The sequence below is a fragment of the Cellulosilyticum ruminicola JCM 14822 genome (genome assembly GCF_001311925.1).
Taxonomy (GTDB): Bacteria; Bacillota; Clostridia; order Lachnospirales; family Cellulosilyticaceae; genus Cellulosilyticum; species Cellulosilyticum ruminicola.
Genome location: NZ_BBCG01000014.1, coordinates 21,420 through 43,733 on the forward strand (window position 1 = coordinate 21,420; position 22,314 = coordinate 43,733).

Genomic DNA, 22,314 nt, shown 5'->3' on the forward strand with positions numbered 1-22,314 from the left:
TACCATGCTTTAGGACTAACCCATATATTCGCCATTGTAACTTACAAGCACTGCATTTTGTACACCATCAATTCGACTTATTTCATTTACAAAGCCTGTTGTCATTTCTTTAAGTCTTACTTCAATTGTCATTTCAATACCTGTTTTAGCTGAAACAGTTTTGGATTTGATAACATGTTTTTTAACTGATTTTCTAACTTTTTCAAGTACATCGCCTTCTACAATTTCATCTTGGCAGTTTACAACTAAGATATAAGGATTATCCTGACCATCATAGTTTACAAATAAGATCATTACAATTCCAATAATAATTGACCCCACTACTGCAAGTGTAATAAGTCCTGCTCCAAGAATAATCCCCACACTAATTGACCAGAATAAAAACGCAATATCAATTGGCTCTTTTACTGCACTTCTAAAACGAACGATAGATAACGCACCAACCATACCAAGTGATAATACAACATTTGATGTAATTGCTAAAATAATTAAAGTTGTAATAAGAGTAAGTGCCATAAGGGATACTCCAAATGTATGTGAATACATAACTCCTCTAAATGTTTTCTTATGTACTGCCATAATAAATAATCCAAGACAAAAGGCAACTCCTAAAGCCACTAACATATCTGTCACTGAAATTGCTGTTAAATTACTTAAAAATCCACTTTTAAATACATCACTAAAATTAATTGTTTGTCCCATTTTTAATCCTCCATTTATTCATATATTTTTTAACCATACATTCTGCATAATGCATATTTAGAAACCGACTGTGCACGTCTTGTATTAGTCTGTATACAATCTTGTATCACTGCTGGTAAAAACTCATCAAATTTCACTTCTAGTACCATCATACTGTTATCAATAATACCTGTTGTGACTACATCTTGATTTAAGAAATCAGTAGCTTTGATGCCTGTTCTAATTTTTTTATCAAAAGTAATACGTACATTTCCTGGTTCATAAATATAGGCTTCTCGTGTATAATCTACAATTGTTCTTGGTTTTAAGAGTTGATCTTTCATCTTTACATAAAACTCATTAAAAAGACCCTTTGGTGACTGCCTTAAAAAATCAATATCACCTGTTAAAATCTTTTCACATTCTTCTGCTGTAATAGTTGCACTAAGTTTCAAGCACAATCCATTAATCTTTGATTTCTTTTCCAGCTTAATAAAATGTGTTTCATCATTGTAATAACGAATACGGAATTTATCACGATTGTTGATTCCTAATACTTTTTCATTAAGAATTTTATCGTTGTAATTGTCAAAATACAGACTTCTAATTCTATATTCTCCACTACCACCTGCATTCGTATCTAGCCTTGCAATATGCTTTAATTTACTTGTAATCATATAGTAATCAGACATATTAATACAGTGCTTATATTCATGCCTAAACTTCATTAAGACTTCACCTCCCATTGACTATACATAGTTTACATTCTGAACCTTAAGCTAACCTTAATACTCCTAAAAATCCCCAACCATTTTAGTAAAATCTATTTTTCTGGCTAAATAATAAAAAGCAGTATCATGAAATATCTATCATATCTCATAGTACTGCTTTTATACTTTATGAATTTTTTAATTGCTTTGACATCGTTAATGTAAATTTAGCTCCTTCACCATATACAGATCGTAAATCAATTTTTACATCTAACCCATAGGCAATAGATTTTAATAAGCTTAACCCAATCCCACTGCCTTCTTTACCACTAGCTCTTGCCTCACTGCTTCTAAAGAACCTGTCAAAGATACGTTCTTGATCTTCCTCCTTAATTCCTACTCCAGTATCAGCTACTTCTATCTTTATCATTTTATCTTTTTTAAATACATTAATAGTAATTTCATCACCGCTACCTGTATACTTCAATGCATTTTCTATAAGAATAACGATGCATCTTTTCATCTTACTTTTATCCCAGCTTACTTCTATGTCTTCTTCAAGTAAATTTACATTAAACTGCTTGTCTTGAATCTCCGCAAAATCTGTATAAAACTCTCCAATTTCACTAATAAACTCATTTAAACTAAAACTTGTAATCTCTAATTTCATTCCCATATCTTCTTTAGACATTAAAAGTAAATCACTATTTAATTTCTCTAATCCCCAGAGTTCCTTCATTATGATAGAGATTTCTTCATAGTGTTCTTCTACCTTATCATTCTTATGTCTAACTAATAACTCTAATCGTCCCTTAATAACTGCTAAAGGTGTTCGCATCTCATGAGAAGAATCTTGTATAAAAGCTAACTGTTTATTGTATAAAATCTTTAATGGATTTAATACACTGACGGCTAAATATGATGCCAATATCAGGGCAATCACAATAAGTATTAAGAAACTAATACCTAAACTCTTTTCAAGTGCCTTTACCGAAGCAATCTCTGAATTCACATTGATTAAAAGTTGTATTTTTAAGCCTTGCTTGGTAAATTGTATAGCACGATAAATATATTCTCCATCCTCTAAAGTAAAAATCTCATCTACAGTGTAACCAGTAAAATCAGGATATAAATTATCCCCCAGATAGTCATGAGGACTCTTACCAACTAACTTATCATCTAACCATACAAAACTTAGTAAATTAAATGTAACAGGGGCAGGTATCATCACTTCTACCATACGTTCTCCTCTATATTTTATAAGATTAGGAGCATGAATAATCTGATTACGTTGCATTAGTATTTGCTGATCTACATCTTTAAAGACATGCCTCTTATAAAGTTGTGCAGTAATCATAGCATAAATTAGTAATGCAGCCATTACGATGCCTACACTTACAACAATAATATTTTTTCTTGTACGCCTAAAAATATCTCTTTCTTTCATTAGCTTATATTATCCTCTTCTAAAATATAGCCCATTCCCCTCTTTGTAACTAAATACTTACCATACTTATAGGTATTAAGTTTCTTACGTAAATGACTCATATAAACTTCCACAATTTCAGTAGAAGCATCACTATCATATCCACAGATTCTTTCAAAAATCTGTTCTTTAAATAGTAAAATACCTTGATTAAGCATAAAGTACTCTAATAAATTATAAAGTCTTTCATTAAGGTCCACTTTTTCTCCTCGTATTGTTACTATATTTTTACTAAGGTCTATCTGTAAATCTTTGAAAACCAACGTATGATCACTTACTAGTTTTCCCATACTCTTCAAAATAATTTTTATACGTGCTTTAAGTTCTTCCATAAAGAATGGTTTTGTTAAATAATCTTGAGCTCCTAAATCAAATGCTCGTAATTTATCATTTAAATCTTCCTTTGCTGTCAGCATTAATACGCCTATATTGAGTGCCTTCTTTTTAATATGTCCTAATACACTCATCCCATCTAAACCAGGTAACATTAAATCTAAAATAACTAAATCATAAATACATGCATCTAGGTATAATATGGCATCTTCCCCACTAAAAACAGGATGTACTTCAAATTCATTTTGAAGGTACAACCTTACATTATCATTAATTTCTTTATTATCTTCTACTAATAGTACCTTTATCATTGTTTTGCCTCCTACTAAGCCCTCTCCATACTCTATATTTTCTTTTTTATACTATATCATATCTACCTTAATTATATCTTAATATTTCTTTGTGCTAGATTTTTTATATATTTTTTGTTAAAATGTCTATATATTTTGACCTATTTTACATGATAAAATAGGGATGTATTTTAAATATTTTTTATTTTTAATACATCTCTCTCTCCTAGGACTAATTGGTTTGCACTTACTACTCCTATCGTCTAAGTGTAATATAACTAGTTAGTCCTATTGTTTTATACAAAAATAAAAAGTGGCTACAAAATAATTTGTAGCACACTTTTTAAATCAGTCTTAATTATTCTACTAAGCAACTTTCAGTTCTTCAAGTAAACTATTTAACATTTTAGATTTTGCTAAATCAAAGTTTGCAAAAGTAATCTTTGCTATTTCTACATTATTATATACTTTCCAATAACTACATAATAAGCATTCTTTATCCGGGCACTGTATATAATCCTGCACATCTTTTAAATCAATCCCTAGTAATACTCCTAATTCATGTGGACAATGTTCTTCATTATAACGCTTTTGTAAATGCTTCACTGCACCAATTACACTAGTTGTATCATATGCAAACTGCTTTAAAAATAATCTTATCTCTTTGTCTTGTAATAAATCCTCAATTAAACAATTGCGATAGAAAAATATAATAATAGACTTATTAGAATATCGTAAAACTGCACTTTTAATTTGTAATTCACTTTCAATATACTCACTATAACTTGCCCAATCTTTCTCATATTTTTCTCTTGGTAAGTTAATGGTCATTCCTGGTTTAAATCCCATAATAACTGGTGCTAATTGATACTTAAGCGAATATTTTAAGTACATCTTATCATCTAATCCTTTTATTGTTCGATAAAATACAAGTCTCTTATTTTTCATTTTTTCCACCTTCTACATTTAATTAATAACTTATCACTTAACCATCCCTTTAAATCAAGCTTAACATTTAGCCAAACGTTCACCATATTGTTTACAAATCTCTTCATCTTGACCTGTTGTAAATTCATTAACAATAAGTGGCTCACATACAACATTAGCTCTAGCAGCTTTAATTTCTTCATGCCAAATCTCCATCCATTCACCTGTTCCCCAGCCATATGAACCAAATAAAGCAACTTTCTTTCCTTCTATTTGTGGTAATAATGCATCTACAAACGGCTGCATTTCATCTTCTTCTAATTGTTCTGCTCCCATAGCTGGGCATCCTAAAACAATTACCTCTGCATCCATTACTTCATTTACCTCTATATTTCCTACTAAAGTTGTATGTACTTCTTTTCCACTAGCTTTAATGCCTTCTGCAATGTGGTTTGCCATATTTTCTGTATTCCCTGTTCCTGACCAATATACTATTTTTATCATTTTGAATCCTCCCATATTTTTTATATTCCCATTATAATACCTCTATTTTTGATAGTCAATATCATTTGTTATTGTTTTTCATTTTATATTTTTTCTCATTAATCTAGAAACTCCCTTATACAATATTGTATAAGGGAGTTTCTAGATATTTTAGGGTTAAAATTTTAAATTGCTATTAGAATAAATCCTATGGCTCCATACCTGTTACTAAAATGCCATCATAATATACTGCAATACCATTTTCATAAGAGAAATCATCTGATTGATCGTAACTTGACCAATTCTCTTTTGCAAGACGTCCTTGAAGAATTAATTTAGTACCTTCTGTTAGAGAGGTTTTATCATCAAATTTAATTGATAAGTAATAATCATCATTTCCAAGAGCTACGACTTCACTCTTAATTACACTTGTAAGTGCCACGTACCATGGTGATGTATTAAATTGAGCTGCACTGTGATCTACATAAAGAGTTTGTTTTGATGCATTAGCTTCTGTGAAGTAGTAACGCATCTCAAGTTTACTAAGATTTATAGCTTCACCATTATTTTTAATTTCTACACCAAAGTTAATGCTGCCAGCTACCGGGCTGTCCTTTGTTTCAGAAACTTCAAGTACTGCACTTACTTGTTTTACTGGTAATTTAACTGTTACTTCTTTTTCTACTTCTGCTTTTTCGCCATTGGTATTAGTAGCTACTGCTTTTACTGTATATGTTTTAAGTCCATCTGCATTGGTTGTTTCTTCATTAATAGTCCAATCTGCGTTTTCACCTTTACCAATAGATTTACCATTTACGAAGTATTCTACTGTATAATCTGATTCTGCATTTGTAGCTTCTGCTGTAAGTGTCACTGTTACACCTTCTGTTGCATCAATTACATCTTCAAATCCATTTGTAAATGCTACTTTCATTGCTTCTTTAACTGGTAATTTGACTTTAAGATCTACTGCTTTTGAAGCTGTTACTTTACCATCTTCTGTTGTTACTTTGGCAACAACTTTAAATATTTCTACGCCATCTGCATTTGTTGTTTTACCTGATGGTGTCCAAATTATAGATTCATCTTTACCTACACTTACACCATTTACAAAATATTCTACTACATAAGCATCTTCACTTTCCACTTTTGCTGAAAGTGTGATAGGTGTATATTCTTCTGTACAATCAACTACTTTTTCACCAGCAGATGTCATAGCATCTACTTTAACCACTTTTCCAGTAAAGACTTCTTTATCAAATAAGTAACTTGGTAATTCATCTCTTGTAAGAACATATTCATGTTCATAGTATTTCTTAAGCATTTCTTTGCTTGTGTAAGCCTCTGTATATTCAGATGAACCTACCCAAGGTACTACGAATTCGCCACCCCAAGTACAGTTCCAAAGCCAAGGTATACCATCAGCTATAAGTGTGTCTGGATCCATTAATACACCATTTTCAGACATTGTAATAATCTTATTAGCTGATGTGAATCCCATAGCTTTTACAAAACCATTCGCTTGTGAATCGTAATCATGTTTAGCTGCATAAATATCTTCACCAATGATATCTACATATTCATCTCCTGGATACCAATCTTTATCTGCACCATTCCATACCCAAATAAGGTTATGAATACCATGATAATTTGTTAAACGATTATACATAAGTTTATAAAGTTCTTTGTATGGCTCTGGCCCCTTAGCGCCCCACCAGAACCAACCGCCTGATGCTTCGTGAAGTGGTCTCCAAAGAATTGGTACTCCTGCATCTTGAAGTTTTTTAAGTTCTTCTGCAATTACATCAATATCTCTAATGATGCCTTTGTATTCAGCAGAATCATGATCTGCCATTGCTACACTTAAATCAAATGTAGTATTTTCTGTATAGAAGCTACCCCATTTCTTATTTGGATCTGTTGTACCACCAAGTGGTGATGCCCAGTGCCAGCAGAATGTTGAAATACCACCTTGCTTCCAGTATTCAATAGCTTTTTCTGTATCTTGACCTTTATTGCATCCAAGAGCTACACGAGCTGGTGAATAATCACTAAAGTCAAGGCCAATAATTGCTGGGTATTTACCTGTTTCTTTATAAATAGCATTAAGTTCTGTATATTGTGTTGTATAAGCAAACTGACCTGATAAAATATTTTTACCATAAATACTTGTTAAGTATGTCATCAATTTTTGTGTTTCTGCTGTAGCTTTTGAATCAACAAGCTTATCTGATACATTTGTATTAACTGCTAATTTATCTGCTGGAGTAAGTGTAATATAGTCAAATAATGTCCATCCCCAAAATCTCGAAATGCGGATTTTATTTTCCCCAGCATTTAATTTAATAACACCACCATTAAGCTCTGCAAATTCTTCACTTGGTAGGAATTGTACATTAAAAGATTGACTACCATTTACAGTAATTGTTTCTTGCTTTGCACCGTATGGTGCACAGAAACTAATACCTAAATTGTAACGACTTGCTGTAGGTACTTTTACTGTAAATTCAATATAAGCATCTGATGCATCCATAGCTCCAACATATCCTTTTCCTGAATATCCCTTGAAACTATTGTCACCTAATTCTACATTATGTAATACTGCTTCTTCTGCTTCATACTTAATTGTAGTCGTTATTGCTGCGCTTAATGGGCTAATAGTAGCTGTACTTAAACTGAGTACCGCTACTATTAATTTAGAAAGTATTTTCTTATTCATATTATTCTCCTCTCTTCACTTTAATCTTTACCAATAGGTTCTTTTAAATCACTTAAAGTTTTTTATAAGCTAATTTAAAAATAACTTAAATAAATCAATTTTTAAGTAATTTACTTATGCTTTTATTATAGCGAAGTCTGGATTTTTTTAAATATACTGTTCTTAAGATGTTGCCTTTTATAGCATATGCTGTACTGTTAAAGTAAATTTACTATATGTTAGTTGTCTTTAAATATCTCATAACTTCTTTCTAATGTCCCACTTAAAAAAGCTAAAACCATACCATAATTTGTAATTGGCACACCTTTTTCCTCGCACAAATGTGCACGATTACACACTGTTTTATGGGTTAGCATACATCCTCCACAATGTACTACTAAATCATACTCTGACAAATTTCCCGGGAAATCTTGACCAGCAATATATGTAAATTCTAATTTATCACCTACATATTTACTTAAACCATTTGGGATTTTAACACGTCCAATATCTTCATGTGATACATTATGCGTACATCCTTCAAGTATTAGTACCTTGTTTCCTGGTTTTAAAGTCTTTATTCTCTCAATACCTTTCATAAACAGCTCTAAATCACCTTTTTGTCTAGACATCAAAAGTGAAAAACCTGTAAGCTTAATTGAAGTCGGTACTATTTGACTCACTTTAGCAAAAGCCTGTGAATCTGTAATAACCAAGTCTACATCTGGAATTTCCTTTAATGCTGCTTCTAATTCTGTATCCCGTACTACATAAGACTTAATTCCATGGTCAAGACAATCTCTAATACATTGTACTTGAGGTAAAATAATCCTTCCCTTTGGTGCTTCACTATCTATAGGCACCACTAAAATAACTTTTGCTCCATAAGGTAATAAATCACCCACTAACGGCTTATCCTCTTCTTCCTCTTTAAGTTTACTTACAATAACTTCTTTTAACTTAACAATGCCCATTCCATTTTTTATAGAAGTTAATATACAGTCTTTAAATTCTTGTTGTATCTGTACAAGTTCAATCTCCGATACTGTATCCGTTTGGCTAATTACTACAATATATGGAATAGCATATTTTTTAAAATAAAGTTTAAACTCATTGAAAGCTTCCATATTTATGTCATTTGCTGCCATTACATAAATAGCAAGATCTGTACGCATAAGCATATCCATTGTTTTCTTTAACCTTAGTGTCCTAACTGTGTTTGATCATGTATACCCGCCGTATCTACCCATACAACTGGTCCAAAAGGTATGAGTTCCATCGCTTTTATAACTGGATCAGTTGTTGTACCTTCATTTTCTGATACAATAGCCACATCTTGACCTACTAAATGATTTAATAATGATGATTTTCCTGAATTAGTTTTTCCATAAAAAATGATATGTTTTCGACTTGCATTAGGCGTTGTTTGCATATATACTCTCCTTTTCAAATGCCTTACTTATTTACTTTTATCTTAAATTATATAATTTCTTTTTTAGCAATAGCCGTTTTAACCGTTACACCTTTTATATTTCCTATCTTTCCTGTCAAGCTATTAATTTCATCTAACTGCCTGTTACAACTATTGAAACTACTGAAATCTCTTCATCTAGTGGAATACCCATACGACCTTTGGTATTCCCCCTAAAACTAGCCACTACTTCATTAAACTGCATCTGGCATTCTTTAGGATTTTCTAATATGGCACTTATAATTGCTATTTTACTCATTTTGTCATCTCCCATTTTTAATCATTTTCCATAATGCATATATAAATAAAGGACCATGTCTTTAGACACAGCCCTGTGATTACCTTTATTATACTCCTCTACTATGAGTTAATCAAATTATTTACATTTTAAAATAAGTTATATTTTTAAACTTTTTACAACTTTTTTATTTACGTATATTTTCTTTAAGGATAACTTATACTATTTTTAATAACTACTCATAAAAAGGAGTGTTGAAATGAATCCAAAAAAACTTTTATATTGCTTTTTATTTCTAATCCCATTTGTACTTAGCCCAACTATATTTACACATCCATCCACTGAAACTGTGCGTGTTAATCTCACCCAGCCTTATAGGCTACTATTAAATAACAAACAAATTTTACAAGACCAACCCACTCTATTTTATAATAACGTACTATACGTCCCCGCTAAAGATTTTGCTAGAGAGCTCGGTTATACTGTTGAATATGATAATAGTACAGCTGTTATTACAAATACTGAACTTCCTAAACCATCCACCCAAATCACTCCACAAACTCATCTAATTGCCTATTTAAAACCTGCCTTTATTCTTAGAATCCCCTAGTTTGTACTTCTCATAAGATATCGAATAAATATTTCTATAATATTTATTCGACATCTTTCTATACTTATATTCCATTTTCTATTATCATATATTTAATATTTTGTCACCAATACAAAATACAAGCCATATAATGTAGTGTAGCTAAGAACTCACCTCTCTTAGTTAACATTAATTATAAGGAGTTGTTTAAGTATGGGTCATTTAAATTCTTGTAACAAAACTCGTCGTTGGAGTAGTAACAGTCGTAGTAATAGGTTTAATCCTTCTAGCCGCAGATATTCTTCTAGTATTTCTAGCCGCAAAGATATGTCATCTTCTAATAGCTCTTCATATTCTTCTGATAGATTTAGTAGATCTGATAGATTTAGTAGATCTGATAGTTCTAGCAGATCTAGATATTCTTCTGATAAATCTTCTAGACATTCTTCTTGTAAATCTTATCACAAAAACAATTCTAACCATAAGAGATCTAACAAAAATTGTAAAAACTACCACCGCAGAAATCACAAATCTAATTGCAGATGCTTTAAAAATAGTGGTTGTAGTAGATAAGTTAATGTAAGACGGATATCATCTTATGGATAGGTATTATAAACCTGGTACCCAAATTAAAGATTTCACTATTACTAAAATACTTGGTCAAGGACGTTATGGCATAGCTTATCTTGGCGAAAATAGATATGGCAAGAAATGTGTCATTAAACAGCTCAAAAAAAATATGCTACGCACTACCCGTAATAAGTTATTTTATGAACAGGATATTCTAAAGAGTCTTCATTCTTCTTCTATCCCTAAATTTATGGGTACCTTCAAAAACCGGGATGCAGAAGGCTATATATTAGAATATATAGACGGCACACCATTGGATGTGCTTGTCAGGAAAAAAGGTTATAGATTTTCCAGAAAAGAAATTTATAACATTGGTAGCCAGCTTCTGCGAATTATTGAAACTTTGCAGGCATCTCAAATTGTTCATAGAGATATTCGACTTCCAAATGTTATTATGCGCCCAAATGGTAAGCTAGCTCTTATAGATTTTGGTCTAGCAAGATACATTGATGATGAGAAATATACCGTTAACGATGATTATTGGTATCTAGGCGATTTCTTAATTCGCCTATACTACACTTCTTATTTTATAGAATCTGATAGTCCATCAGTCCCTTGGTATTATGAACTATCACTTACACGAGAGGAACGATATTTTCTAAAAAAACTACTAGGAATCAATGGTAGTTTTGAATCCTTATCCGATATTAAAGCCAATTTAAAAGAACTTAAATCTATGACCTAAATTTAAACCATCTAGTTATATGTAACCCCTCTTATAGCTAGATGGTCTCTTTTATACATTATATGTCCAATTTTTTATCTATCTAAACTGAATAGGTGGTATGTATGTCAAATAAATTATGTAAAATATTAGATATCTATCCGCGAAGCTTTACTGCCAACTTATATACAAACACACACTTTAGAATGATTAGTTTGATAGATGCACGTATACAATATTCTTACGGGGTAGAAAAAGTTACATTAGCTTACTACAGTTCCTCTGGTACAAACAACGGTAAAATTAAAGGTCTCTGGTATCCTATTGTAGGTATAAAACTTTATACTGGCCCTTTTACTGAATTCACCTACGCTATTAATCAAATTGTATCCCACACAACTTCTAGCGCATCTGCTAGCAAAGGTTGGTTGGTAAAATCCCTCTTTTTCTATAAATCTACCCCTAATGCTATAGACGGATTTGCTTCACCTTATTATCACGATGCTCTCTTAGGTATTGGAAGAACCATTAAATCTCTGTATGCTTCTGGAGAATATACAAGGCTTAGTACTTTAACGCCCCGAGCTCTTAACCGTTCAGTCTTGTCTTCTGAAATTTATCCTGGAAATACTCGTAGTCAAAGAGAAAACTATGAAAACTTTATTCGTGACATCATGAATTCTTAATCGACATCTTGAAGAGAGTATCGCAAAATAACAATCTTTACGATACCCTCTTTTGTTTTTATAATGTTTTTTCTTAAAGCTACCCTTTTTTCTGTCATATGATAAGACTTAATAGCTTCTTTTCTAATTTTATTTTCTATCTTTTCTCTACGCTCTTGCTTTATATATTGCCATCTACTTTCAAATAATCTAAATTTACATTTTTGACTTCTCTTAACGCCCCAAAACAAAAGATTACGACTAATTGTACTAATAGCTCTCCCCCGAACCTGCACCTGCTGTAGTAGAAACAACTAATGGCACCTTATCATACATTTGCGTATTAGGTCTATGTACAATATAATTACATACAAAGTGATCAAAAAATGCCTTAATCTACCCTGTCTCCCCTAATGCATAATTCGGATACCCTATTACAATGGCATCAGCTTCTAATAATTTTTCTAATATCAGATGTGTATATTTTTTATGTGGGCAATTCTCTCCTGCATAATCTCCTGTAAATAACCAGGCCATATACCCTGTACAAAAATAAGGTAAGTCTTTAGGCAAATAAATATTTGTATAGATTACATCACCGAGCTCACTCATTGTCTGCTTTATAAATTCAAGTGTTATATCTGTATTGCCTTTTCTCCCACTCCCATGGATCATACATATTTTCATATTATTTTCCCTCTATAAGTCTACTATTTTATATACTTAGCTTAAATATATTTTATTTTTCAATCCCTTTGTCCAAATAATCCTCTAAAAAAGGATGCCGCAAAATTATTATTAATCCTGCGACACCCTCTCTTAATGTTATCCAACTCCTGATTCTCCTAATTTATTAGTGAATTTATGAAGTTTTTCATTAGCCTTTTATTTTAATAATGCACCTATAATCAAGGCTCCTATTAAAAATCCAAATAAAACAATCAACTCTTTTACTAAAGTCACATAATAAATGCCTGCAATAGCTTCTCTCATCCCACTAATAGCATAGGTAAATGGCAATAAATTATAAAGTACTTGAAAAAGCTTAGGTGTTACTTGGATTGGGAATGTTCCTCCTGAACCACCCAGTTGTAATACTAATAATACAACACCTAATGCTTTACCTACATTACTAAACAATGCTACCAGAGTGTAAACAATAGCTATAAACACAATACTATAAAACATACCTAAAACAACAAATAATTTTTGCTTCTGTAGTAAGCAGTGATGTGAGTAACAAGGCACCACCCCATAAGCAAAGTGTTATATAAAATGTTGAAAGGCCTGTACCATAATTAGGCACTGGATATATAGTTCACTTAATACGTTGTATTAAATCTTTTTACTTGTTTTCTAAAGCTATAATAAATCTATGCATCATTACACTTACTTCTGCCCTTGTAGCTTTTGCTTTAGGATTACAATTACCTTTGTCATCCCCATTTATAATCCCTGCCCCTTTCATATATGACATAGCATCTTCTGCCCAAGTTGAAACTTTAAATACGTCATTAAACTTCACAGCTTCATCACTTAAAGTAAGTGTTTGATTTGTTACTTTAAGATAATTATATAGCATCACTGCCATTTGCTCTCTTGTCACTTCTTGGTTTGGTGCAAACTTATCAGCACTTATGCCCTTTATAATACCTTCTTTATTTGCCCATACAGCAGATTTTGTATACCAAGCATTTGCTTTAACATCTTTAAATGTTGCATTTGTTTCTACTACCGGCTCACCAGCCAAACGATATAGCATACTTGCAAACATAGCACGGGTCATTGTCTTATTTGGTACAAATTGATTTGTGCTAACTCCTTTTAAAATACCTTTTTCAGAAACATAAGTAATAGCTTGTGCTGCCCAATGTCCTGAAACATCTTTAAATTTCGTTTTGGCAGGTTCTACTACATTATTCTCCTTATCAATTGATATTCTAGATTGTTCTGTATTTTGAGGTGTTGTAATGATATTAACTTTTACACTATGACTTTTGCTACCACCTCCTCCAGTTACAGTATTTTCTGGAACCACTGGTTTTTCTGATACTTTTGGTGTTTCAGTATTTGAACCTTGTTGCTTCCATTTAGCAGTTAAAACTTGTGTACTTTCATTATTGATAATAGTTTCTGCTGTTACTTTATTACCTTTTTCATCATACCACCCTAAGAAAGTATACCCTGCTTTAGTTGGCGATGGTAAAATGCCATATGTATTTCCTACTACAGCTTGAAGTTTCACTACTGTATTATTTCCATTAGCTCCAGCATAATTAAACCTTACTGTTACTTCTTGATTCATACCTATAACATCATCCTTGTATTTTGTTTTTTGCCACTGCTCACTTGACATATTTATTGTGCCGGCTCCTGCAAATGGCATCACCTTTTGTGTCAGACTTATTGCATTGTATAAGTTGTAATTTGTATATGGTAAGCTTGATTTGAACTGATCTATATCTAATAACATGCCTAACCCAGCATTATCTGTAAGTCCTAGATTTGTTAATTTACCATCCATATAATAAACAGTATTCACTGCATTAATATATCCTCCTGGACTTGAACCATTACCACTTGCTAAAGCATTAATAATGCTATCAATCACTGTATTTTCAAGAAGTACCGATGCATTACATGTTGAGATTGCTCCATTACTTACAACCTTTTCTTTCATATAAGCATCTGTTACTTCATTTTTAAGTTTATAAATATCTGCCGCATCTAAAATGCAGTTATAAACATGAGCATTTCCACCGCGAAGTCTAGGCATACGATCCATAGAATTTTTATAGTAGTTATTAGCTAATGTAAGTTGTAAGTTTTCTATATTAGCTTCTTTATCAGACGCGCCTACTAAATGTGTTTTCTTTTGAGCTGCTGCAAATCTTCTTATTTGCTCTTTGGTCATGCCATGTTCTGTAAGTAACCCATTATAATATGGATATTTTTCTGGATTACTTTCAAGTAAATCCATCATTTCATCAAAGAATCCTGATTTACTTTCAGGTAAAAATTGGCACCACGAAATAGTTACATTAGTTGGTGCTGTACCAGCTTTTTTGATATCTACAATACCATCATAAGCCTTGTAGAATGTACAGTGATCAATCCATATATTTGTACTTCCATTTTGTACATTAATGTAATCCCAGTCATTGCGGTCATAATCACCAGGTTTGCAGTATTCACCTTTATTATCTACTCCTCCTTCATCCCATTCCCAAATTTCATCAAATACAATGTTTCTAATGATGATATTGGATGCATTGCTCATATTAATACAAGCATGTTTAATTGATGCCCCGTTTTTAGAATAGATTGTAAGGTTACTCATATCTTTAATATTTAATGTAGAAACACCTGTTTTTAATAATGTAGGATGTAAAAGTGGTGCATTACTCACAGCTTTAATAACTTTACTATATTTCTCTAAGGCATCTCCAACTTCAATAGAACCTAAGTTAATATCAGCTGTTAATTCAATAACCCCTGCTTTACTTGTAACTTTCATTTCTTGTAATGCATTTAAGAATTCTTCCGCTGTACTTACTTTATAATAAGCCTCACTTTCTTCAGATACAATGCCGCCACCTGTAACTTGTCTTGCATATCCTTCTACTGAATAAGCGCCTAATCCTTTATCTACATGAGCATCTTCTACTTCTTTATTTTCAATGAATTTTTCTGGTACTTCTGTTACCACATTACCTACAAAATCAGTTTGTCCAACATTTTGTGCGACTGCATATGGATTCCAACCTAAGAAGTCTGCTGTTAACATTTCTTCAGCTTGGACTTTGGAGATTTGTGGTCTTTCTCCATTAATTGCATAACCATCACCATATGAATAAAATTCTTTAAAACGTGCTTTACGGTATTCATTTCCGCTCATATCTGAATATGGTATTGACTTATTAATAATGCCACTCATATATGTATTAATAAATGTAACTGCAGCATCTGGCCCCCAAGGACGTGCTAATAAATATTTATCACCATTACAATTTTCTTCCGCAGTGATTCTACAATTATTAAAGATATATCCATATTTAGCACTCGCATCTGTTCTTGGCGCAATAACATAACCACTATTTTTATTAGCATTATATCGATATACAATATCACAGTCTTCAATTAATGTACGTGCATTTACACCATAAATAAAATCTACATTTCCTGTAATAACACATTTATAGAAATATTGACGATTTGTATTTGTTTGAAGTGTATCTTGATATCCTACTAATTTTACATTTACAAATGTTGCTTCATCAGCATCTACACGAATTGCATCTGATGATTCATTAGAACTTGAACCATCACCTTTAAACTTATATGTATTTTCAAAAGTCAAGTTTTCTGCTGTAAATCCTGTAGCACTTGGTTCAATGTATATTGCACTACGTGCTTTAGTATCTCCACCTGGCTTTGTAATCTCCGGGTCAAAGAAGTTTACATTAACCTTTTCACGGTCTTCTCCTATTAAGGTAATATAAGGTGATTTTACACGTAAATATTCTACATAGTTTCCTTCTTTAATGAGAATTACAATGCGTTTTGCATTGGTGTCAGCTACACTATTCACAGCTGCTTGCACTGTTTTATACATTTTTACACTACTTCCATCCTTAGCAAGCTGTCCATCTTCACCTGTATAGTTTTGATCAACTACAATATCATAATTAGTTAAATACACAAAATTAAAGGTTTTACGTGTTACCTTTCCTACTTCATCTTTAAATAATAAATTCACATCATTTCTACCAGCTACTAAATTTGCTTTAAATGCAAATTTATCACCTTTAGCAAGTTTAATAGTTTGCTGTACTTGACCATTTACTTCTAATACCATTTCTCCATTTCTATCTACGCTACCTTCCAAGGTAGCTTTATCTTTATAAACTGTGTCATAAGATTTTTTTGTCATACTGATATGAGTTGCTTGATCTTCATAAACATATTTACCTTCACGCCCTGCTGTTGCTACCATAATGAGAGGCTCCGATGGATTACTACTATTATTTGCTGATTTTGCAATGACTTCATAATAATATGGTTCTTCATTGATTACGTTTTGATCACTATAACCTAATGTAGTTGTCGTCCCAATTAATATGCCTTCTTCATTTACATCATTTTTTCTATAAATCTCATAACTTGTTGCTTCTGCTACTGCCTCCCATGTTAAATTAATTTGCCCATCACTACTTGTGGCATTTAATACCGGACTTTGTAATGGTGCTAAAACTGAAACAGCTGGTGAAAGTTTTGGCTCTGTTTCAGTAGTACCACAAATTCCTGAAATCCTAAAAATATATGTACCACTTTCATTAACCTTAGTCGTATAAGTTTTTTCCATAACATCTGTATCTAAAACTGTATATGTTTCTCCATTATCCTTAGATAGTTCTACCTTATACTTCCCATCATCCTCTGGTGATTCACCGTTCCAACTTACACTAATTGTTTTACGATTCTTAGCAATTTGAGACTCATTTACACTTTCTATACTTGGTGCTTTTCCAACTGCTTTATAGTAATCTGTTTGTTTGAAATATATATTTTCATCCGCATCTTTATAAACGAGATTTGTAACAATTATAGAGGCATTTGAAAGACCAATCCCATAACGTACAGGAGTATTGATATCGTCTAATGCTGCTGCATTGCTATAACTTACTGTAGCTGTTTTTGTTTCTCCATTATTGGTTACCTCAGTATAACAACCATTATTTGTTTTTTGGATAACAACATGCACTTTATCTCCTATGTTTAGCTTAGTGTTAATACCACCTGCGCCCGGTGCACCACCTAGATTTTTAGTATATATATTTCTAACAGATTGATCTCCTCTTATACCTAGTGTGGTAACTCCTGAAATATCACCCTCTTCATTAAACATTCCTATGAAAATCCCATAACTACTACTCGCCTGAATATCTTTTACTTCGATATCCGCCTCAATAGTCATAGCTTTACTTGTTGTATCAAATAGGTAATATCCCATTTCCTTTAATCCATCTACATTTAATGAAGCTTTATCATTTTTATGTGTGAAGAACATTCTTTGTCCTCTTATTTCTTGTGAAATACCTTTTGATTCATCTAATATTCGTGGTACTACCATAGTCTCTTCTTGTGTTATTAATTCGTTTTTTTGCTCAATAGCAGCTGTTTCTTCTATTGCACTATTAGTTGCTATAGATGTTTCTATCTCTTTATAACTTGAAGCATATGTCTCATTTACAATTTGGTTTGCAATATTACTACCAAATGAAGGAACCACTGCTGCCATAGCTAATGTTCCTGCTAATACTAAAGACATTCTCTTTTTCATTGGTAAATTTATTTTTGTTTTCATAGTTGCCTCCACTAGATATCTATCTTCACTTATAAAAACTTTTTAATATAATCATATTATATTTTTTTCAATCATTTTTCAATGTATAAAATATTATTTATTATTTTATATAATTTTTGCCTTTTTTCTAGTGCATATTGACTATATTACTTTTTTATCTCAGTTAAACAAATAGATATAATACACTTTCTACATTTGTATTGTACCTATAAAAACTCATTTTTTTTCTTTTTAACCTTTGATATCTAATGTTTTTTTATATAGACATAATACATATTTTTATATAATTTCTTCTATTTGACGATATATCAAATAACTATTTTTATAAATAGATAAAGTAAAATGTCACAAAATTATTGCTGGATATGATAGCCTTACCATTGGTTCAAAAAGAGTGTTTGAAAAGTTTAAAAAGGATGCTATATTTCATAGCATCCTTTTTATCTTACCTATCTTATTTAATTATTCTACAATCTTCACAATACCCTTTTTAACTACATTTTGATTAGGTTCTTTAGCCGCATAACCTAAAGCTGCTATTCCATATACATTATGTTCTTCTGGCACGCCAACTTCATTAAGATAAGCTCTAACTTCCGGCTCATCACAAATATCTTTAAGCTGATTAATCCATACAGAACCAATTTCTAATGAATGTGCTGCTAAAAACATATTTTCAAGGGCGCAAGCTGTATCTTCCTTTGCCCATCCACTTGTTTTTTCATTTGATACAAGTACAATCACTGATGGATTATAAAAGTTATAACCTGCGCGACTTAATTTCACTTCTATTAGCTTAGCAAGCTTTTGGATTTTTTCTCTGTTTACAATAGCAGTAAACTGCCATGTTTGACGATTCATACCACTTGGGGCATAAAGACCTGCTTTTAAAATTTGTTCTAAATCTTCTCTTGCAATATCCTTTTCAGAGAATACTCTTACACTACGTCTTGTTAAAATGTTTTCAATTATTTGATTCATTATTTTATCTCCTTGTGTTATAACTTTTTATAGGATTCCTTATCCCGAAATTTATTATATCATCTTTATAAACATTTTACGTCTTTTTCCATTCTAAAAAAAAAAACGTGGCGTTGCAGGATTTTTCCTAATACGGGAATAAGTCGAATATAACTCTGAAAGATCCATCTCCTCTACAAACTCACTGAGCAAACGCACTGAATCATTATCTGGGATTATGCCATCAATATCTAAAGGTAATTCTAATTGATAAAATTTCTGAGTAAGTATATAATTCTTATGTAAGATATTATTTGTTGGCATAAATATATTTATGCACTAATAGCCAAGCTTTTCGAAGCCTGGCTATTTTATTTTATATAGTTAAAGGAGCTGCACACTAATTTCTTAGTGCGACAGCCCCCCTCTTTGAATTTATTCATTATCTAAGTGTATAAGTAAAATCCTCTGTTACTGATCCGCTTCCTTGAAAACCAAATTCTACGAAGCTACCTGGAGCAACTGTATTATTCCAGCCCATAGGTGTAATAACCAAATCCTCTCCATCTTCATCTACATTTGCACACCAAATACTTGTAATATCTACTTCTGATTTTTTAAGCTTTAATGTCCAATTTGTAATAACTTTATCAGAATCATTCTTAATCCTAACTGCCATTGTATAGCTACCACCCAGTTACTTGTCGTAGCTTCTAAAACTAATCCCGCTGTAACCGATGTTGGCTTTGGTATTTCTGTAGGTTCTGGTGTCTGTGTTGGCTTTGGTATTTCTGTAGGTTCTGGTACGTTACCTGATAAAATAGGTACTAATGCTTTATACCAATTGTCGCAAATCTTTTGACTTCCTGTTTGACTTGGATGTGCTCCATCATATGTATCTACATCTACATCAAACCCTGTATATTGATCACATACGTAGATTGGTGAAGCTTTTGTTGTAAGTTCTGCTGCCCATCCTGGTAGTTCTTTATTTAATGCATTAACATTAGCAGCATAATTAATCTTATCATCTGGGTGAAGTGGTATAATTTGTGCTACTACAATAATTATATTAGGATTGTTCTCTCTCATTTGTCCTACAAGCTTGGTGTAGGCTTTCATAATTTCACTTATTTTTACATTTTGCCAGCAGTCATTTGTGCCTAAATGCATAATGATAACATCTGGATTAGATGCATCAAGCATGGCACTAATTGATTATAATTCGCAATATCTGTTACTTTAAATCCCCAGTGTCCTTCATGATTCCCTGGTCTTGTTCCTACCGACTCTACATTATAGCCATTTTCTGTAAGTTTGTTAAAGAGCATTGTTCGCCAAAAGTCACAATCTGTAATCGAGTCACCTAGTGGCATAATCCTCACTGTTTTTTGTGCAGCGAAAACAGGTGATACTTCCGCCTTAAATGCCATTACAACTAGTAATACTAAAGTTATCATTACTGCTAAAATACTTCTTCTTGTCTTATTCATAAAATCCCTCCAACTCTCTCCTTAAAATGTATTTTAAATACCTTATATTATCGGAATTTCGTTAGAGGGATTATATTTTATTTGCTTATTATGTATTGCAAAGTTGTACTACTTGTTAATTCTCTATTTCTTCTTATGTCCTTGTGGTAAAGCTAAACTAAAGATAAAACCTAAGAAAAGTAGGGCTACAATCATCCAAAATACAAGTGAACCTACTCCAAGTGGCGCAAACATGTCATAGTAACCTTTTAAATAAACTACAACAATAATTGTAGGTAGACCATATTGCATATAGCCTCTTAAAACTTGTGGATAAGAAATACCTTTTCCTGTATCTGCTTCTTTAATAAAGCTTTCAAATCCCCAACCATTTTTCTTAACACAAAATAGTACCATAATTAAACTGCCTAATGGCAAGATATTATAAGATACAATGAAGTCTTCTAAATCCATAATTGTACTACCGCTGCCCATTGGCTCTATGAAGCTTAAAATATTATAACCAAATATTGCTGGCATTGATAACACAGTGATTACTACTAAATCAATCATAACTGTCTTCTTACGGCCCCAGTCTGTCATTTCCATAGTCATTGAAACGATATTCTCAAATACAGCTACAACTGTTGATAGTGCTGCAAATGTCATAAATACAAAGAAAAGTGTTCCCCATACACGTCCACCTTCCATATGATTAAATACATTTGGTAATGTAATAAATAATAACGGTGGTCCAGCATTAGGTTCAATATAGCATGCAGGAATAATAATAAGTCCTGCTGTAAGGGCTACAAATGTATCTAAGATAACAACACTTAAAGCCTCCCCTGTTAATTTGCGTTTACTCTCTAAATAACTTCCAAAAATTTCCATAGACCCCATACCAACACTTAATGTGAAGAAGGCATGGGACATAGCTGCAAATACTACATTCCCTATACCATTTTCCACAAGTTTTCTGAAGTCAGGTACAAGGTAAAAAGCTACCCCTTTACTTGAATCTGATAAAGTTAATGAATTAATAGCCAAAATAATCATAATAACGATTAATAAACTCATCATCACTTTTGTAATACGTTCTACACCATTTTTTAATCCTAAGCTGCAAATACACATTGCTACGACAATTGTTACAAGTGTCCACCATACCATTTCTCCTGGTGAAGCCAACATCCTAGTAAATACATCTCCAATCGCTTCTTGTGACATTCCTGTAAGCTGACCTGTAGCCATGCGATATGCGTAACAGAACATCCAACCAGCTACCATTGTGTAAAACATCATTAAAACAGTATTTCCTATGATTCCAAACCATTTCATACGATGCCAGTTGGTACCTGGATGTTCTAACTGATCAAAGGCACTTGCCACACTTCTTCTACTACCACGACCAATGGCAAATTCACATGTTAAAATTGGTAATCCTAATAATGCTAAGAATACTAAATAAATTAAAATAAAGCTGCTCCACCATTTTGACCACATATATAAGGAAACTTCCACACATTTCCAAGTCCAATAGCACATCCTGCAGAAACTAAGATAAATCCTAGTCTCGAGCCAAACTTTTCTCTTTCTTCCATACTTTTTCCTCCCTACTTTATACCATTTTTTATATAATCTTGTATT

At 32.1% G+C, this 22,314-nt stretch carries 20 protein-coding genes and 3 pseudogenes; 3 read left to right on the forward strand and 20 right to left on the reverse strand.

Annotation, left to right across the window (positions count from 1 at the left end; all coding sequences use genetic code 11):
- Positions 1 to 15: 15 nt before the first annotated feature.
- The 10 genes and pseudogenes from JCM14822_RS06850 to JCM14822_RS24890 all read right to left on the reverse strand — a co-directional run bounded on the left by JCM14822_RS06850 (position 16) and on the right by JCM14822_RS24890 (position 9,353).
- Positions 16 to 702, reverse strand: a complete 687-nt coding sequence (locus tag JCM14822_RS06850) for a DUF4956 domain-containing protein (RefSeq protein WP_054740869.1) — start codon at positions 700 to 702, stop codon at positions 16 to 18.
- A 29-nt stretch (positions 703 to 731) separates the two neighbouring features.
- Positions 732 to 1,409: a polyphosphate polymerase domain-containing protein gene (locus JCM14822_RS06855; RefSeq protein ID WP_242861434.1), complete on the reverse strand. Its 678-nt coding sequence runs from the start codon at positions 1,407 to 1,409 to the stop codon at positions 732 to 734.
- A 169-nt stretch (positions 1,410 to 1,578) separates the two neighbouring features.
- A complete protein-coding gene (locus JCM14822_RS06860) occupies positions 1,579 to 2,838 on the reverse strand; it encodes a sensor histidine kinase (protein ID WP_054740873.1) in 1,260 nt (419 codons plus the stop codon).
- The gene (locus tag JCM14822_RS06865) at positions 2,838 to 3,521 is read right to left on the reverse strand and encodes a response regulator transcription factor (RefSeq protein WP_054740875.1); all 684 of its coding nucleotides are present in this window, start codon (positions 3,519 to 3,521) and stop codon (positions 2,838 to 2,840) included. The genes JCM14822_RS06860 and JCM14822_RS06865 overlap by 1 nt, the downstream gene beginning before the upstream one ends.
- A gap of 345 nt (positions 3,522 to 3,866) precedes the next feature.
- Complete coding sequence (locus JCM14822_RS06870) at positions 3,867 to 4,448, reverse strand: DUF3793 family protein (protein WP_054740878.1); 582 nt, start codon at positions 4,446 to 4,448, stop codon at positions 3,867 to 3,869.
- 60 nt (positions 4,449 to 4,508) lie between these two features.
- A complete protein-coding gene (locus tag JCM14822_RS06875; RefSeq protein WP_054740880.1) occupies positions 4,509 to 4,931 on the reverse strand; it encodes a flavodoxin in 423 nt (140 codons plus the stop codon).
- Positions 4,932 to 5,118: 187 nt separating this feature from the next.
- Entirely contained in the window at positions 5,119 to 7,629 is a 2,511-nt protein-coding gene (locus JCM14822_RS19200) for a glycosyl hydrolase (protein WP_083461308.1), read from the reverse strand.
- A gap of 218 nt (positions 7,630 to 7,847) precedes the next feature.
- Positions 7,848 to 8,795: a [FeFe] hydrogenase H-cluster maturation GTPase HydF gene (gene hydF, locus JCM14822_RS06885; RefSeq protein WP_330377382.1), complete on the reverse strand. Its 948-nt coding sequence runs from the start codon at positions 8,793 to 8,795 to the stop codon at positions 7,848 to 7,850.
- Positions 8,796 to 8,809: 14 nt separating this feature from the next.
- Positions 8,810 to 9,040 carry a GTPase gene (locus tag JCM14822_RS23705; RefSeq protein WP_330377384.1) on the reverse strand — a complete coding sequence of 77 codons (231 nt, stop codon included), beginning with the start codon at positions 9,038 to 9,040 and terminating at the stop codon, positions 8,810 to 8,812.
- Between the two features lie 47 nt (positions 9,041 to 9,087).
- Positions 9,088 to 9,353, reverse strand: a pseudogene (locus JCM14822_RS24890) (TM1266 family iron-only hydrogenase system putative regulator).
- A gap of 223 nt (positions 9,354 to 9,576) precedes the next feature.
- Here JCM14822_RS24890 and JCM14822_RS06895 point away from each other — a divergent pair.
- The 3 genes from JCM14822_RS06895 to JCM14822_RS06905 all read left to right on the forward strand — a co-directional run bounded on the left by JCM14822_RS06895 (position 9,577) and on the right by JCM14822_RS06905 (position 11,886).
- Complete coding sequence (locus tag JCM14822_RS06895) at positions 9,577 to 9,927, forward strand: stalk domain-containing protein (RefSeq protein ID WP_054740882.1); 351 nt, start codon at positions 9,577 to 9,579, stop codon at positions 9,925 to 9,927.
- 577 nt (positions 9,928 to 10,504) lie between these two features.
- Positions 10,505 to 11,221, forward strand: a complete 717-nt coding sequence (locus JCM14822_RS06900; protein ID WP_054740884.1) for a serine/threonine protein kinase — start codon at positions 10,505 to 10,507, stop codon at positions 11,219 to 11,221.
- A gap of 104 nt (positions 11,222 to 11,325) precedes the next feature.
- Entirely contained in the window at positions 11,326 to 11,886 is a 561-nt protein-coding gene (locus JCM14822_RS06905; RefSeq protein ID WP_054740886.1) for a hypothetical protein, read from the forward strand.
- Here the strand turns inward: JCM14822_RS06905 and JCM14822_RS06910 are convergent.
- The 10 genes and pseudogenes from JCM14822_RS06910 to JCM14822_RS06955 all read right to left on the reverse strand — a co-directional run bounded on the left by JCM14822_RS06910 (position 11,883) and on the right by JCM14822_RS06955 (position 22,268).
- Positions 11,883 to 12,179 carry a hypothetical protein gene (locus JCM14822_RS06910; RefSeq protein ID WP_054740888.1) on the reverse strand — a complete coding sequence of 99 codons (297 nt, stop codon included), beginning with the start codon at positions 12,177 to 12,179 and terminating at the stop codon, positions 11,883 to 11,885. The genes JCM14822_RS06905 and JCM14822_RS06910 overlap by 4 nt on opposite strands.
- An 82-nt stretch (positions 12,180 to 12,261) precedes the next feature.
- Positions 12,262 to 12,552: an NAD(P)H-dependent oxidoreductase gene (locus tag JCM14822_RS06915; RefSeq protein ID WP_054740889.1), complete on the reverse strand. Its 291-nt coding sequence runs from the start codon at positions 12,550 to 12,552 to the stop codon at positions 12,262 to 12,264.
- A 198-nt stretch (positions 12,553 to 12,750) separates the two neighbouring features.
- Entirely contained in the window at positions 12,751 to 13,113 is a 363-nt protein-coding gene (locus tag JCM14822_RS06920) for a YhgE/Pip family protein (protein ID WP_207643256.1), read from the reverse strand.
- 97 nt (positions 13,114 to 13,210) lie between these two features.
- Positions 13,211 to 18,232 (reverse strand): pectinesterase family protein, encoded by a 5,022-nt coding sequence (locus tag JCM14822_RS06925; RefSeq protein WP_054740893.1) that lies wholly within the window; start codon positions 18,230 to 18,232, stop codon positions 13,211 to 13,213.
- A 462-nt stretch (positions 18,233 to 18,694) separates the two neighbouring features.
- Positions 18,695 to 19,213, reverse strand: a complete 519-nt coding sequence (locus JCM14822_RS06930; protein ID WP_054740895.1) for a nitroreductase family protein — start codon at positions 19,211 to 19,213, stop codon at positions 18,695 to 18,697.
- Positions 19,214 to 19,318: 105 nt separating this feature from the next.
- Positions 19,319 to 19,516 (reverse strand): annotated as a pseudogene (locus JCM14822_RS25380) (IS5/IS1182 family transposase); the annotation flags it as partial.
- Positions 19,517 to 19,634: 118 nt separating this feature from the next.
- A complete protein-coding gene (locus tag JCM14822_RS06940; protein WP_054740898.1) occupies positions 19,635 to 19,871 on the reverse strand; it encodes a cellulose binding domain-containing protein in 237 nt (78 codons plus the stop codon).
- Positions 19,817 to 20,365 carry a GDSL-type esterase/lipase family protein gene (locus tag JCM14822_RS06945; RefSeq protein WP_054740900.1) on the reverse strand — a complete coding sequence of 183 codons (549 nt, stop codon included), beginning with the start codon at positions 20,363 to 20,365 and terminating at the stop codon, positions 19,817 to 19,819. Before JCM14822_RS06945 ends, JCM14822_RS06940 begins: the two co-directional genes overlap by 55 nt.
- Positions 20,356 to 20,685 carry an SGNH/GDSL hydrolase family protein gene (locus tag JCM14822_RS06950; protein WP_054740903.1) on the reverse strand — a complete coding sequence of 110 codons (330 nt, stop codon included), beginning with the start codon at positions 20,683 to 20,685 and terminating at the stop codon, positions 20,356 to 20,358. The genes JCM14822_RS06945 and JCM14822_RS06950 overlap by 10 nt, the downstream gene beginning before the upstream one ends.
- Before the next feature lie 123 nt (positions 20,686 to 20,808).
- Positions 20,809 to 22,268: pseudogene (locus JCM14822_RS06955) on the reverse strand (sodium-dependent transporter).
- Between the last annotated feature and the right edge of the window lie 46 nt (positions 22,269 to 22,314).